Source organism: Methylomonas sp. LWB (assembly GCF_001856095.1).
Lineage (GTDB): Bacteria > Pseudomonadota > Gammaproteobacteria > Methylococcales > Methylomonadaceae > Methylomonas > Methylomonas koyamae_A.
The window spans coordinates 1-14,365 of sequence record NZ_MKMC01000041.1; the positions used below are offsets into that span (position 1 = coordinate 1).

The 14,365-nt window shown below is 54.3% G+C and carries 10 protein-coding genes and 1 pseudogene; 4 read left to right on the top strand and 7 right to left on the bottom strand.

What is annotated here, in order from left to right; translation table 11 throughout:
- Positions 1-109: 109 nt before the first annotated feature.
- From tnpA to BJL95_RS26085, 5 genes and pseudogenes are all read right to left on the bottom strand, one after another.
- Positions 110-541: an IS200/IS605 family transposase gene (tnpA, locus tag BJL95_RS16115; protein ID WP_071159390.1), complete on the bottom strand. Its 432-nt coding sequence runs from the start codon at positions 539-541 to the stop codon at positions 110-112.
- Between the two features lie 705 nt (positions 542-1,246).
- Entirely contained in the window at positions 1,247-3,397 is a 2,151-nt protein-coding gene (locus BJL95_RS16120; RefSeq protein ID WP_071159392.1) for a CHASE2 domain-containing protein, read from the bottom strand.
- A gap of 91 nt (positions 3,398-3,488) precedes the next feature.
- Positions 3,489-3,959 carry a hypothetical protein gene (locus BJL95_RS16125; RefSeq protein WP_139306288.1) on the bottom strand — a complete coding sequence of 157 codons (471 nt, stop codon included), beginning with the start codon at positions 3,957-3,959 and terminating at the stop codon, positions 3,489-3,491.
- Positions 3,960-3,988: 29 nt separating this feature from the next.
- Complete coding sequence (locus BJL95_RS16130) at positions 3,989-6,847, bottom strand: tetratricopeptide repeat protein (RefSeq protein WP_254786828.1); 2,859 nt, start codon at positions 6,845-6,847, stop codon at positions 3,989-3,991.
- 147 nt (positions 6,848-6,994) lie between these two features.
- Positions 6,995-7,402 (bottom strand): annotated as a pseudogene (locus tag BJL95_RS26085) (FecR domain-containing protein); the annotation flags it as partial.
- A 278-nt stretch (positions 7,403-7,680) separates the two neighbouring features.
- Between BJL95_RS26085 and BJL95_RS16135 the strand changes: the two are divergent.
- The 4 genes from BJL95_RS16135 (at position 7,681) to BJL95_RS16150 (ending at position 10,344) form a co-directional block, all read left to right on the top strand.
- Entirely contained in the window at positions 7,681-7,908 is a 228-nt protein-coding gene (locus tag BJL95_RS16135; RefSeq protein ID WP_064027318.1) for a HypC/HybG/HupF family hydrogenase formation chaperone, read from the top strand.
- Complete coding sequence (hypD, locus tag BJL95_RS16140) at positions 7,905-9,029, top strand: hydrogenase formation protein HypD (protein ID WP_071159398.1); 1,125 nt, start codon at positions 7,905-7,907, stop codon at positions 9,027-9,029. The genes BJL95_RS16135 and hypD overlap by 4 nt, the downstream gene beginning before the upstream one ends.
- A 93-nt stretch (positions 9,030-9,122) precedes the next feature.
- The gene (locus BJL95_RS16145) at positions 9,123-9,548 is read left to right on the top strand and encodes a desulfoferrodoxin family protein (RefSeq protein WP_071159400.1); all 426 of its coding nucleotides are present in this window, start codon (positions 9,123-9,125) and stop codon (positions 9,546-9,548) included.
- Between the two features lie 253 nt (positions 9,549-9,801).
- Positions 9,802-10,344 carry a M15 family metallopeptidase gene (locus BJL95_RS16150; protein WP_064027308.1) on the top strand — a complete coding sequence of 181 codons (543 nt, stop codon included), beginning with the start codon at positions 9,802-9,804 and terminating at the stop codon, positions 10,342-10,344.
- A gap of 54 nt (positions 10,345-10,398) precedes the next feature.
- On the opposite strand, the gene BJL95_RS16155 is transcribed toward BJL95_RS16150, so the two are convergent.
- Together BJL95_RS16155 and BJL95_RS16165 are read right to left on the bottom strand one after the other, a co-directional pair.
- Entirely contained in the window at positions 10,399-12,813 is a 2,415-nt protein-coding gene (locus tag BJL95_RS16155) for a hypothetical protein (RefSeq protein ID WP_254786830.1), read from the bottom strand.
- Between the two features lie 1,122 nt (positions 12,814-13,935).
- Positions 13,936-14,365 (bottom strand): transposase (locus tag BJL95_RS16165; protein ID WP_139306269.1); only part of this gene is annotated, 430 nt, incomplete at its 5' end.

Sequence of the window (14,365 nt, forward strand, 5' to 3'; positions counted from 1 at the left end):
AAGTAAATATCCCCCGGCAAAGCCGGGGGCTTTATGTTGTGAACCGCTCAAAGCGGTAAATAGGGTCGCTGACGCGGCCCTTTAACTTTAGCCGCCAATAGGCGGCGACTCATTGCCAAAGGTTCATTTGTTCGACTCGTTGGTCTTCCTGTTCTTGATGACGGATATACTCCCGTATCATCGTTTCATCCCGACCCACTGTCGAAACAAAATACCCCCGCGCCCAGAAATGCTGACCTACAAAGCTCTGTTTCTTTTCACCATAAACACGGGCCAAGTGAATCGCACTCTTCCCTTTGATATAGCCAATCACCTGCGACACCGCATATTTCGGCGGGATAGAGATCAACATATGCACATGATCCGGCATCAAATGCCCTTCCAATATTCGGCTTTCTTTCTGGCTCGCTAACCTTCGAAACACCTCGCCCAAATGCTTGCGCAACGCCCTATACAGCGTTCGGCGACGGCACTTGGGAATAAACACAACGTGATATTTGCACTCCCATTTCGAGTGGCTTAAGCTTTCGTTCTCGTCCATCAGGTTCTCCTCTTGCGTTTGCTTGGCGGCTCACGCTCTCGAGTTTCCTGATGGACTCCTCTAAATGTCAAACCCCTGCTGTCTCCCCGGCTAAGCCGGGGGATTTCTCATTTTTGGTTAAAATAATTCGTTGTTATCGATAAACCCTACGAACACGCCGACCGAAACCAGCGAAATCAAACACTCATGCCGGACGTTTTTCCCCAAAAATTCCTCCGCGCCGCTAATCCGGCTAGACTGGCGCGGCCAATTTCGCCTGTGACACGACGAATTTTTACGGCAATTAAGACTTAGCATTCTTGCTATAAAGCAAATACCGCGCCTTTTCGGAAACCCGCGTATTTGCTGTGATTGCCCAACCGCAAAATTATTTAACTGTGTTATTTAACGATAGATCAAGGGATATGCCCTACTCACCACGATACGGTGACGACAAGCCCTTTCAATACACTGATGACTAATCAAAACGGAAGGACGAGATGAACTAGAGATTCCAGATTTGGGCTTTAAATCGGAACGAGAGGAAAAGGTTTACGCAAACTAGCGGCCCAGCATGGCTTGTGACGGTGCTGGGTGCCAAGCGGAGCAAACTACAGTAGGCACTTCAGATCGGCCTGGCTTTTTGGATCGTGCCGCCAAACAGGGAGAAAAAGGACTATGAGCGGAAGATTGCATACCGGTTTCGTTAACGATGAAAGCAATCGATTACTTAGCATCCAGGGTAACAACGCCATCCCAATCGATCGGTGGTTGATTCTGATAGCCTTGGGCTAAGGCCAAATAGAAATTCGCCGGACCATCGGTACCTCTTTTAAGGACGGATTGAAATCCCTCTATCGCAACTTGCCAGTCGCCTCGCTGAAACGCCGAAAGCGCGACCGCGAAACCGCCATCAATCGGTCCCATTTCGGGGGCCACGATCTCCGCCAGGTCGACCGGTTCGGCACGCCCAACCACCCGAAATCGCCCAACCGCCCGGTAAGCGATGGCAGTGGTATCGACCAATTCCCGACATGCGAGTATTTGAGTACCCAAGAATTTGTTGACCCCCTGAATACGCGATGCGGTGTTCACGGTATCGCCTATCGCTCGATAATGATTCGCCTGACCGCTTTCCAGTCCGCCCAGGATCATTTCACCGACGTACAAGCCGATTCGGGTACGAATGGGCTCCAGCCCCGAGGTTTGATTAAATTGGGTAACCGCCGCCTGCATGTCCAGGGCCGCCAAACACGCGGCTGTGTGCCGTTCGGATTCGGATAACTCGAACCAAACCGCCATCATCGAATCGCCGGTCACGTCCGCGACCGCGCCGCCGCGCGCGCCGACCGGACGACCGAGCACTTGATAATAGGCGTTCAATAACTCCCACATCTGTTCCGCGCTGCGACCCGCCGCGAGCGAGGTATAGCCTTCGATGTCGGTGGCCAGGCACACGCCGCGAATTTCCCGATGGGTCGTAGCGGCGAACGCTGTTTTGCGGCCGCCGGACTCCGCAAGCGGTAACGCGCCGGCCCACTGCGGAAATACGCGACGCACAAAGGCCAGCATGCGCCGTCGCTCAATCAACAACTCGCGGCGCGCCATCACCAAACTGGTCAACCATGCTGTCGGCAGCATCACAAACAAAGGCGTAATCACAGGCAACCAAACGGCGTGACGAGCGAACAACCAAACCGCCGTCAGTACGTAACTCACAGCAAACAACGCGGTAGCCGCATAGCCCGTCCAAGCGGGTAAGACGGACAGCAACAATGCCAACATCAGCGCGAATCCGGCATAGACCGCGCCGTGAGGCAGCGGAGTTCGGATAAAGCGGTCTTCCAGCAAATTGGCAAACACCGTCGCCATGATCTCCACGCCGGCCATCTTGCCGGTACGCGCATCGGTCAACGGGGTTTGAAAGAAATCGGTCTTGCCGGCCGCGTATTGCCGATTGGCTTTACCGACAAAGACCACCTTGCCACGCAGGTCGCCCACCTTGCCTTGTAATACCTGACTGTAGGACTCCATCCGCAAGGTTTGCGGCGGCCCGTAAAAATTGATGAACCGAGATTCTTCGCCGCAAACTATGCCGACTAGCCGCTGATCGACTTTCTGACTAACGCGGTCACCGTTCGCCGCCAAACAGGTTCGGCGTAGCTCCGCAAGCCAATCCATGTAGGAAGCGTCCCGAGGTTTGGACTGTTCGAACCCTTGCATCCGATCCAGATACGTCGCCCACGCCACGACCGGCAAACTTGGCATTTCCCCCAATTCGTCCAGATACAACCACGTTTCGCGTATCGTCGCGTCTTCGGCATCGTTGGCCAACACAAACGGCGCATGACCTAGAAGCGCGGGCTCCAACCGTGGATTAGCGGAAATTCTTCTTAGCGCCACGAGTGGCTCCGCCAGCTCACCGCCCGCACCCCCTGTTTTTGAAAGTGCCGAATCCTTATTGCTTTCGGAGCACTCTTCCCGCCCGAAAAAGTCCTCGGTCGCGCGTCGAAACATCTGTATGCAGTCGCTGGCAAGCACGTTGCCGGCCTCTAGCATCGCGTCCGCGAGGTCGGAATCGACCTCGGGATCGGAGCGAATGAACTGCAAATCAAACACGACCAACGCAACGCCCTGACGATGCAACTCCCGAATCAATCCGGCGTGGTAGCGGCGCCAGCGAGTCAAGTCGTTGCCGACGCCTAAATCGGCTTCGGAGGTTTCGTCCATGGCAACCACGAGCAACTTCGAACTAAGCGGAACGTTTCCTCTTATCCGATAAAAATAACCATCACCAATATACGTAAATTTACCAAAGCAAAAATTAATAGCTACCGCTATGCCAAACGATAAAATCGAGAAAATTAAAAATCGCATTTGTAAAAGTACAACACTTTCTCGTTACAAACTAACCACCTCCTAAATAACAGTAAACGAAAAATCGTGTACCAATCAGAGATAAATACGTCTACCACTCAGCTGAGTCTTCAGGAACGCATACTTTATATTTTTTTCCATTATTGTAATAAACAGTACACACGGAACCTTCGTAGATAGCTAAAACCGATACGAAAAACTTAGCATTTACTTCTTTTCCGTCTTTTGATATGCGCCCTTCAACTGGTGCGGTAACTTTCAATGCGTTTAATACAGCGTCATCGACTTGGATGATTTTAACACCGCAACTGTCACCTTTACCGCTTTCATTATTCTTGTAAGCGTCGCGACCTGAAGGTATTTCACTATCTCCACAAGAGGCTACTTCCTTACCGTCCAAGGAATTTACTACCACAAAGCGGTTGGATTTAAAATCGACGCCGCTTGCCATCGGCACATTTTTCTTAGTCAGGCTAGCAATCCTCTCGCTCATCGAGCACGAAGCTAGCGAAACAAGGCTAATGACAAGAAAAGCTCCAAACATTAAATTTCTATTTTTCATTATTACTCTCCATTCCATCTCAGTTAAAATCAATAAAATAGTGTCAATTTAGCAAACATTTGCCGTTCGGGGATAAAGGCGCTGAGCTGAGGACCACTGGCATCGAACTCACTCTGAAATCCGAACCTGTTATCGAATAGGTTTCTTACTTCGAAACTTACCGTTCCAAGGCGTTTCGGCATTCTAAATCCGACCGATGCATCAAATGTCCAAAAATCCTCATACTTCTTAGTAATCGGCGATGTGCCTGCCGGCGCGATGTCAAGATCGGTCACATAATTCACTTGCTGGTTTACCCAAGTGGCGGTAAAACGGCCGTATATACCGTTAGGATGATAAATGTTTAAAGAAATCGGTACCTGATGAGTGGCAACAGCACTTGGATCCGAAGAGACGCTTTGGTTGACAATAAAACTTGAATCAAAACGCAAATATCGATATTCCGCTTTTAACGAAAGCATATCCGTGGGCGTGGCATACACGTAAGCTATATACGATTGCTCGTCTCGATTTTGCCGAGTAAAAACATTGCTTGAAAATGACGACTGAATTTGCGAAATATCCCGCCAGATCGCCTCTCCACCGGCATATACAAAACGGTTGAACTTGTAATCCAATCCAACCGAATATTGCCACGCCGAGCTTCCATTAATACCATCGTAGAATTGATTAAAGCCAGCAACCTGGGTAGGTTCGATAGTTTGATTTGCGGCGAGAGGTCTTTTGAGCGTTCTAAAAAATGCTCCTCGCAATAGCAAGTCGTTGATTGGCTCCCACGTCAAACCGAACTTCGGGTTTAGCTGATGCAGCTCAACATGCGTGTCCCTATATAAGTCCAAACTCAGACCAAGCGTGGACAATACACCGGGTAAAAGCCGCTGCTTCGAATAGCCGTACCAATTAAAATAACTTTCGGCACTCTGCCCAGGAATAAAATAGGTAAACCTTTTATTTCGTCTTACATCAAAAGGGAACACCGCGCGCCTTGATAAACTTTTAATCAGATCATCGGACTGCGAAGCCAAATAGCCGACACCTGACAGAATATCGAGCTTTTGCGCATTGTATAGATATTGAAACTCGGTCTGAAAATTGTTGTTCTCGGAACCCACGAAAGTTGACTTGTTAAAGCTGGTCGACGGCGTGGCACCCTGCACAAAGGCAAAATCAGTCGAGACATCGTTTCTCGTGGTGTAAAAAGACGAGAATACGAGGTCTTGCTTGTTATCAATTTTATAATGCGCGCCCACTCTGGCCGTATCTTGCTCAATCGCTTGCCTTAGATTTTGGGCATGATAACCGTCTAATCGCAACGGCACATCGCCAGAACGAATGTCTTCGCTCTTCAGCTCTAACTGGATATTAAATCGCTCGGTTAAAGCGTATTGGGCAAAGACGTCATATACATCTTGCCGATAATCGTCATTTTCCCTGAATCCATCGGTCTGATAATGGAATTGCCCGAAACTCATCGACAAATGATCGTAAACACCAGATACCACCGCCGTATCGGATTTGGTGTTTCTACTGCCGTATGCACCGTTAAGGACTAAATGAGCCCCATTTGAGGTATATAGAGGATCGTATTCATTGTTCGATATAGACCCCGACCCGGTGTTATTCAAAAAACCGATGTTTTCATCGGTCAATTGCGGCTGTACCGGGGTAATGTTGATGGGTTGCAATAACTGGGCTTGTAACAATTCGCTGGCTCTAGCAACTCGGAAGCGAGGTTCGCGGTAGGTATCAGATAAAAATCGATGCGCCGAAGGATTTGTCGCATCACTTGCAAGCGACTTCCATGCCTCTTTCAGGGCTACCCTACCAAACCCCAAATCGTTGTAGATCCTTGCCATATTTGCCGTTCGCGCCGCGGAATCCTGGTCCAACTGCAACTCCGACCGATACACCGCCCGATTGTCATTCAGCTCAATCGCTTGCTGCATGTCGTGCAAGGCTTCTACCGGACGATTGGTGGTTTGCTTGCGAATTGCGTCGTAGAAGTAAGGCGTCGGGTCTTTGGGATCGCGCTGTTTGGCCAAATCGAACTGATCGCGGGCCAGCGGATCGCGGCGTTCTTCGTAATAGGCTTTGCCGAGATAGCTGCGGATCAGCGAATTGCCGGGGTCCAGCGTCGCGGCGATCTCCAGGTCCGCGCGGCCTTCTTCCAGTTCGCCGGCTCGAATCTTCGCCAAGCCCAGCCCCAGACGAGCCAATGGCGCCGTCGAATCCAACTTCACCGCATTCTCGAAGTGCTGCCTAGCGGCATCGATGTTGACGCGCGCCAGTTCGGCAAAACCGATCACGCTTTGAGTGCGCTCCAGGTTCGGGTCCAGTGCGGACGCCTTTTGCGCCGAAGCCAGACTGGCGTCGGTCAAGCCATTGGCCATTTCCAGTTCGGCGCGGCGCGCCCACGCCAACGCATCTTCCGGCGCCAATTCGGTGGCGCGCACGGCGGCTTGCAAGGCGTTGCTCAGTTCGAAGCGGCTCTGTTCGGCATAAGACAGCGCGCTCTGGGCCGGTACGGATTGCGGACTTGCAGCCACCGCGCGCCGCGCCAGTGCCAATGCGTCGTCCTTGGCATTCAGGGTCAACGCAGCCACCGATTGCAAGGCCAGCGCATCGGCATCGTTCGGATCGGCCGCCAACAAGGCCGCGACATCCTGCTTGGCCGCCTCAACCCGGCCGACGATCAGGCGCAACGCTGCCCTAATTTTCAAGCTGTCCCGACTCTCCGGCAACGCGTCCAGGTTTTTTAAGGCGGCGTCGATGCGGCCTTGCCGATAATCCAGCAACGCCGACTGCAATGACGGAGACAGCGACGACGCATTGGCCGAGACCAGCGGCGGGTAATAGAGCGCCCAGCTGACAGCGTCGGCGGGCCGCAAGTCGATGACCGCGCGAGGTGCCTGGCCCAGGCCGGCTTCGGCGCTTTGACCCGGCTGTAAACTGACGCTGCCTTGAGCGTTAAAAAAGCGGACGCCGCCTTCGTAAACCCAGAGCGCGGCTTGGGTGTCGTCGACACGCAACGCGAACTCGGTGCCTTCCGGACCGGCATTGGCGATCGGCGTGGTCACGGTCAGTCGTTTGGGCGTACGACTCAGAAAATGGACAAAGCCTTTCACCAAATCCAATACCGTCGGTTGATCCTGACTGATACCGTTTAAGGACAGAACCGTCTCTTTATCCAGGCGTAAGATTTCGTCATTGGGGAGTTGTAGAGAAACACGGCTATTCGCCTCGACCTTGACCCGACTACCCTCGCACAGGCGCTCGTCCAATACGGCGGCGCGCCATCGGTGATTGAACTCGACCGAAACCGACCCTTGCAACGAAACTAAGCGAGCCGCCCGTGCCTCTTCGCATTCGGCGCCGGCAATTTCAGTCTCGGAATAACTTTCTCCCGCGAATAAGGCCATGATTAGCAAAATCAAAGCACGCATAGTGGATCCGGATTTGGTGAATTATTGTTGTTGACCGATCATAGTGTGATATGAGTCGCAATATCAAGGTATTAATTCACTTTCAAGATTAAAATCAGATGAAAGTACGGAACTTTTTGCCAGTAGCTCGCGCCAACACAAACCCTTGCGGCCAAAAACTCGATGAATTCTTATATCGCGTTACTCGCTAAATCCGGCGATTATCGGCAAAATACCCGTTGCGAATGGCCGCTCTAGCCGGCTATATTTTTTTAACTAGCCTGTCGTTCAAACTCACCATGTGCCTAGCCCTACCCGCCCAGATCATAGAAATCCAATCCGATCAACAGATGGCAACGGCATCCGTGGACGGCGTCAAAGTGGAAGTGTCGCTGGCCTTGGTAGACGACGTTGTAGTCGGCGATTACGTGTTGGTACATGTCGGCTATGCGCTTAATAAGATAGACGAAGCGGAGGCTCTGAAAACATTGGCATTATTTGCCGAGGCTGGTCTGACCGCGTCATGAAATACATCGACGAATTCCGCCAACAAGACTTGGCCAAGCAATTGGCCGGTGCGATTGCCGCAACCGTCGATCCAGGGCGGCATTACCGATTGATGGAATTTTGCGGGGGCCATACCCACGCCATTTTTCGTTACGGCGTTCAAGATTTGATGCCCGCCAACGTCGAGTTCGTGCACGGTCCGGGTTGCCCGGTTTGCGTATTGCCAACCGGCCGTATCGATAACGCCATTCAGTTGGTCGAACAACACGATGTCATCCTTTGCACCTACGCCGACTTAATGCGCGTGCCGGCCAGCGGCCGTAACAGCCTGCTGAAAGCCAAAGCCGCCGGCGGCGATATCCGGATGGTGTATTCGACGCAAGATGCGTTGCGAATCGCTCGGGAGAATCCGCGCCGGCCGGTGGTGTTTTTTGCGATCGGCTTCGAGACCACCACGCCGCCGACCGCGGTCGCAATCCAACAAGCGCGGGCCGAGGGCCTAGCCAATTTCTCGGTGTTCTGTAACCACGTGCTGACGCCGGCGGCGATGCGGGCGATTTTGGACGCGCCGCAGCCGGTGGCGATCGACGCCTTTCTCGGCCCTTCGCACGTCAGCAGCGTGATCGGTAGCCGGCCTTACGAGGTCTTTGCCGAGCAATACGATAAACCGATTGTGATCGCCGGCTTCGAGCCACTGGACGTGATGCAGTCGGCGCTGATGCTGGTCCGCCAACTCAACGCCGGCCGGCACGCCGTCGAAAACGAATATAGCCGAGCCGTCAGCCGCGACGGGAACCTCAAGGCGCAAACCTTGAGCGCCGAAGTGTTCGAGCCGCGCTCGACCTTCGAATGGCGCGGCCTGGGATTGATCGCCGACAGCGCCTTGCAAATCCGCGCCGAATATGCCGATTTCGACGCCGAGCGCCGCTACCCGATTCCGGAAATTCGCGCCAGCGACGTCAAGGGCTGCGAATGCCCGGCGATCCTGCGCGGCGCCAAAAAACCGCAAGATTGTAAACTGCTCGGCACCGTCTGCACGCCCGAGAACCCGATGGGGTCGTGCATGGTGTCGTCGGAAGGCGCATGCGCGGCCTACTGGTCGTACGGTCGCTTGCGCGGCGCATCGGTGGAGGCTGGCTAAATCCGTTTTACCGCTTCGACTTTATCGATTATCGTTGTATCTCCGTCGGTTCTCACCGACATTTCACTCAGCCACTCACACAGGAAGCCCACTATGGAACGTCGCGATTTTCTAAAACTGAGTACCGCCGCTTCGGTCGCCGGCCTCGCCGTCCCCGCGCTAGGTCACGCCGAAACCAAACTACCCACGCCGCAGGGCGAGCTGTTCTACACCCAAGAGTCGCAAGGTCGTTGGGCCGGCAAAGCCGCTACCCACCTGCCGGTCATCGAGATCAGCAAGGATGGCGGCAAAACGCTGGTTAAAGTCACCACACCGCACGAAATGAAAGGCTACGAGCACTACATCGTCAAACACATACTGCTCGATAAAAATTTTAAATTCCTCGCCGAACATATGCTGGATCCGGCCAAGGACACAGTACCGGTTTCGACCTTTCCGCTGGAAGGCTACAGCGGCGCGCTCTACGCACTCAGCGTATGCAACAAGCATGACACCTGGTTGAACGGCGCGGAGGTCTGATTTTAACGGCACAGCTACCGGCCAGATATACGTCGGTAGCGCGCCATACCAATAAACATGGCAGTCCGATGAGTATTTTCGGCCCATTGCTGTTCGGGTTGGGCAAGCTCGATCGCAAACCGGAGTGGAGATTTGGGGGTATCCGTTCGAGGAATTATCGGCTACGGTTACCTCGACTAGCCATCAAGGCCGCGCCCCAGCCCAAGCACTATACCGACTCAACATTTAGGCTAAATCCCGGCAACTATCGAACATGGAAGACGACTCGACCGACTCCTACATCAGCCGTGTTAGGGCGATTTTTTTAGAGCTGGGCATTCCCGCTGACTTGCCCGACACGCGCGGGCTGCAGTTGTGGCGAGAACCGGAGCGCTTGGTGGATGTGATGTCGCCTGGCGCCGCCAAGCCGTTTCAATTAGGCCCGGAGGCCGCCGCAGCCTGGACGATCCTGCAAACGGCCGCGACCGATGATGGCGTGGAACTAAGATTGCTATCCGGCTTTCGAGGGCTGGATTTTCAAGCGCAACTGATCCGCCGCCAGTTAGCGCAAAGTCGGACGCTGGAAGTCGTTCTTAAAATATTGGCCCCACCCGGTTACAGCGAGCACCATAGCGGCTGCGCGGTAGACGTTGGCACGCCCGGCTGCCCCGGCCTGGACGAAGATTTCGAAAACACCGCCGCCTTCGCCTGGCTGTCCGAGCACGCGGGCCGATTCGGCTTCACGCTGTCGTTCCCGCGCGGCAATCGCTACGGATATATCTACGAACCTTGGCATTGGTGCTACCGGATACGGTAGCCGATAGTATCGGGAGCCGACCAAGTCGGCCGGCTCCGCGACGCCAGCAGCGCCCTAGGGATTAGGACCGTTGTGACAGCTGTAGCAACTAACCCGATACCCGGCCGGCCAATTTTTAGTGCCGAACTCGCCCGCGTTAATGGTTTTCGCCACCTTGATTTCGCTCAGCGGCGTCCCGGCGCTGGTCGTGCCGTGACAATAGCTGCAACCGCTTTTGCCGGCATCTTCGTGCTGATGGACCCAGGCATTGCCCGTGGTGTGCATACCGTGGGGACCGCCGTTCACCGTATTCGGCACCGTGGTATGACATGCGCTGCATTCGGCAATCGGACCGGCATGGCCTTGCAAGGCGATGCTTTGCAGATTTTCGTCGGCGTGACTGGACGGGTACTCGGCATGCGTGGCACCGTGGCAGGCCTCACACTGCAAGCCGCCGTGGCCCTTGCTGAACCGATACAGATTCAGACCCGGCACCGGCGTATTGGCATTCGTGGCAAACGTGTGGTCGGCCGGCACGATGACCTTGCCGTTGGCGTCAACGCCGGTCGTGGCCCGTCTACCTGTCGCGGCACTGTTATGGCAAGACTCGCAGGTAGGCTCCTCGAACCAACCTTGTCGAGCGCTGCTACCCACCGCTTTCAAATCGCCGTGGCAACTTTGGCAGCTCATCAGCGAATTGCCGCTGCTGTCGACGGCTTTACCCATCGCGCCGCGCAGACATTGGGTTTTCGAACCGGGGTGGCATTGATAGCAAGATTCGCGGTTCGCGATGCTGTTCAGCGGCGTTTGACTGATAGGATCGAGTACCGAATCGCCGGCATGCTTGAGATGCAGGGCTTGGGTAAACGGCGCGATACCTGCAATTCCGCCCATCACGCTGACTTTGTTTTCCTTGTCGAAATAGGCGTTGCTGGCATGACAAGCGACGCACAACACCGGTTTGTGATTATCGTCCACTTGAGGCAACAAGCCGTTAGCGGAGTAACCGACACTGGCGGCGGCGGCTTGAAACGCCGCGCCGGCTTTATGCCGATCGTCGTGTAACTTCAGGATATTGCGTTTCCAGTCTTTCTCGGCGTCGTTGTCGAAAACCCAGCCGCCGGCCGGTTTGGCATTACTACGCGCCGGATCGTTAGCATCGGTGGATGCATGGCATCCCTTGCAAGTCATTTCGTCGCTGACCGGCAACGTCGTCGTCGTCGTGGCCAGAATCGTGCCGCTTGCGGTATCCTTGGCAACCACCTTGACGGTCGGATAAAAGTTTTTATTTCCGGCATCGTCGAACGGCGTCACCGGAATACCTTCGGCCTCGAACCAAGCGTAGGCGGCGTTGTAGGTCATCGGCGCCGGCGTCAACGAAGGCGTTTTATTACCCGCCATCGGCGTGCCGCTAGACAGGCCGTCCAGGTTCACGCCCACATTGTCCGCCGGACTTAGGCCGAACAAGTCGTCCACCCATGACCAAAAGTTGGTTTTGTCGGCACTGCTGGTATTGATAGAACCGCTGGTATCGGCAACCGCTTGGTAGGTCAGCGTGACATTGGTGCTCACCAACTTACCGCTTTTATTCTTGAGTTGCGCATGGAGCGTATTGTAAGGCGGCAGGATGGAAAACACCGAGAAGTCGGTGCCGTCCATGCAGTGCATGCCCAAATCGTTCCAGGCCATCAGCGAATACTCGCCCGAGACCGTGGCATTCAATACGGTCACCGCGACCGATTTCTCGGTCTTGCTATCCCGAATCGTGATCGTGGTGGCGCCGGCCTTCACCCCGGTCACCACCGCAATACCGTTGCTGTAACTAACGCCGGCGACCGAAGCATCCCCGGTTATAGCACTGACGTTACCGCTGGCATTGCCGACCGTGATATTGGCGGTGGCACCGACATTCAGCGATATATTGCCGGGACTGACGCTTAACGAACTGCTAGACCGCGACACCACCTTAATCTTGGCCTTTTTATTGGATTTGGCATCCTTGACGGTTACCGTAGTGTCGCCGGTCTTCAAGCCTTTGACCGTGACGACAGCGTTGCCGTAAACCGCGCTGGCGACAGCGGCCTTGGACGACTTGACGCTCACCTTCCCGTTCGGATTGGCGACGTTGATCGTCGCGGTGTCGCCGACTCCAATTTCCAGCTCGCTGGGCGATATGGTCAATACCGGCGCGGCGGATACCGTGACGGCTATCGATTGCGCGCCGTTGCCGTCCTTGACGGTAATCGTCGCGTTGCCCGCCTTGCGCGCTTTAATGTTGACGCGCTCATCGCCATATTTGGCGCTGGCAATCGAAGCATTGCTCGATTTAACCGTCACTTTGCCGCGCCGCTCGTCAATCGAAACCGCGCTCGATTGCCCTGCGCTCAAGCTTAACGCGGCCGACGAAATGTCCAATGCGCTCACGCGCCCGGCCAGCACACAGCCGATCAGCATCAGCAACACATTCAAACTAACGTAACGAATACCCATGGTGACCTCCGGCCGCGAAGCCTAAGTGACAAATGATGGACTCTTAAACGAGTCTCTTGATCTTTAAAACCGGACCTAGACAGCGACTTTCGGTCCGTTCTCCGCCCGATTAACCGGCTCGGTTACGGTATCGCTAACGTCGGCGATGCGCATATCTTCCTAATCGAACTCGAAACTCCGCGCGGTACACCGGTATCGTTAGCGAACTCAAATCCGGCGAAAAATGCTTCTTGCCAGACGACGCTCGCATGGCTGTTTCCCCAACCGAGTTGCCCGAAACCTATAAAACCCTACAACAAGCGAGTTAAATTGAAGCTGAACGAAGGATTAAATTCCGATGAACCGGAATGAGCCGAGCGTATCGGCCGTCGATCGCGGAAATGTCCGCCGCGTTTGATGGTGTGGTCGGAGAGACTCGACTGCATGACCTACCGAGCTGCCATTGAAAATGTAGGTGCGATTAGCTTGCGTAATCGCACATTTCGAGGTCAACATCCCTCCGATTACGCTATCGCTAATCGGAGCTACGCGGGCTTGCCAGCCGGTAGAAGGGAGCCGAGGTCAGGACGCATAACGTGGAGCTAACCGGCCGTCGGAGGCCGAAGGCCGGAGGGAACCTGCAAGCGCAGCTTGCAGGCGGTCCGTGTTGAGCGCAAGGTTAGACGCCGGTTTCATTCTTTGGTTGCCTCCAAGCTACCGTCGTTCTCTTCGACCCATGCTTCCAAGCGCGTAAATAGATTCGGCCAAACTGTGTTGTATTCGTGCTCAAAGACAGCGGCGCAGAGTTCCATTGCCGAGAGATGTCTTTCTTCGTACATCTCGCACATGTTGTTTGAAAACTCTGAGGCATGGGCTTCGTGGTCAACTCTTGAGTACCCAAAGCACATGCCTTCAAAGTTTGGGTGTGCGCTTTCGCATAGCGATGCGTACAAGTCGGAGATGCCAGGGTATGTTCTTTCACAGTGCTTGCTCAAGACGGTGACGATGCTTATTGCCTCGTGCTTCGTTGTTTTGTCTCTGGAGCCGAGTAATAGAAGCGTGGTTTTCCTCGAAAGTGTGTAAGCGATCTTTGAAGGACGCACTAGAACTGAAACGGACAATGACTTAACCGTTGGCGTGCGATTAGTCCGTTAGGGCGTCGAGATTCCAAGGCAACAGCGCTTCGAACTCTTCGACAGTTTTTGCGGTGGGAAGCTTTCGGAACAGATCGACCAGATAGGTGTAAGGGTCGACGCTATTGGCCTTGCAGGTTTCGATCAACGAGTAAAGATTAGCGCTGGCACGGGCGCCGGCCACCGTATCGCAAAACAACCAATTGCGGCGGCCCACCACGAAGGGGCGTATGGCGTTTTCGCAGAGGTTGTTGTCGATGGGCCAAGCGCCGTTGTCGACGAAGCGGATCAGTTTGGACCACTGCGATGACAAGTAATGCAAAGCCTTGCCCAGCAAACTACCGGGGATTACCGCATGCAGATGTTGTAGCAGCAGGGCTTCGATTTTGACCAAAACCGGTCGGCTTTGCTCCTGGCGCCGCTGCCCACGCTGTTCGACG

What these genes read in the sequence shown, in the direction of transcription:
- hypD (WP_071159398.1), top strand. Translation starts at nt 7,905, where the DNA reads ATGAAATACATCGACGAATTCCGCCAACAAGACTTGGCCAAGCAATTG.
- BJL95_RS16150 (WP_064027308.1), top strand. Translation starts at nt 9,802, where the DNA reads ATGGAAGACGACTCGACCGACTCCTACATCAGCCGTGTTAGGGCGATT.
- BJL95_RS16125 (WP_139306288.1), bottom strand. Translation starts at nt 3,959, where the DNA reads ATGAAAAATAGAAATTTAATGTTTGGAGCTTTTCTTGTCATTAGCCTT.
- BJL95_RS16135 (WP_064027318.1), top strand. Translation starts at nt 7,681, where the DNA reads ATGTGCCTAGCCCTACCCGCCCAGATCATAGAAATCCAATCCGATCAA.
- BJL95_RS16155 (WP_254786830.1), bottom strand. Translation starts at nt 12,813, where the DNA reads ATGGGTATTCGTTACGTTAGTTTGAATGTGTTGCTGATGCTGATCGGC.
- BJL95_RS16120 (WP_071159392.1), bottom strand. Translation starts at nt 3,397, where the DNA reads ATGCGATTTTTAATTTTCTCGATTTTATCGTTTGGCATAGCGGTAGCT.
- tnpA (WP_071159390.1), bottom strand. Translation starts at nt 541, where the DNA reads ATGGACGAGAACGAAAGCTTAAGCCACTCGAAATGGGAGTGCAAATAT.
- BJL95_RS16145 (WP_071159400.1), top strand. Translation starts at nt 9,123, where the DNA reads ATGGAACGTCGCGATTTTCTAAAACTGAGTACCGCCGCTTCGGTCGCC.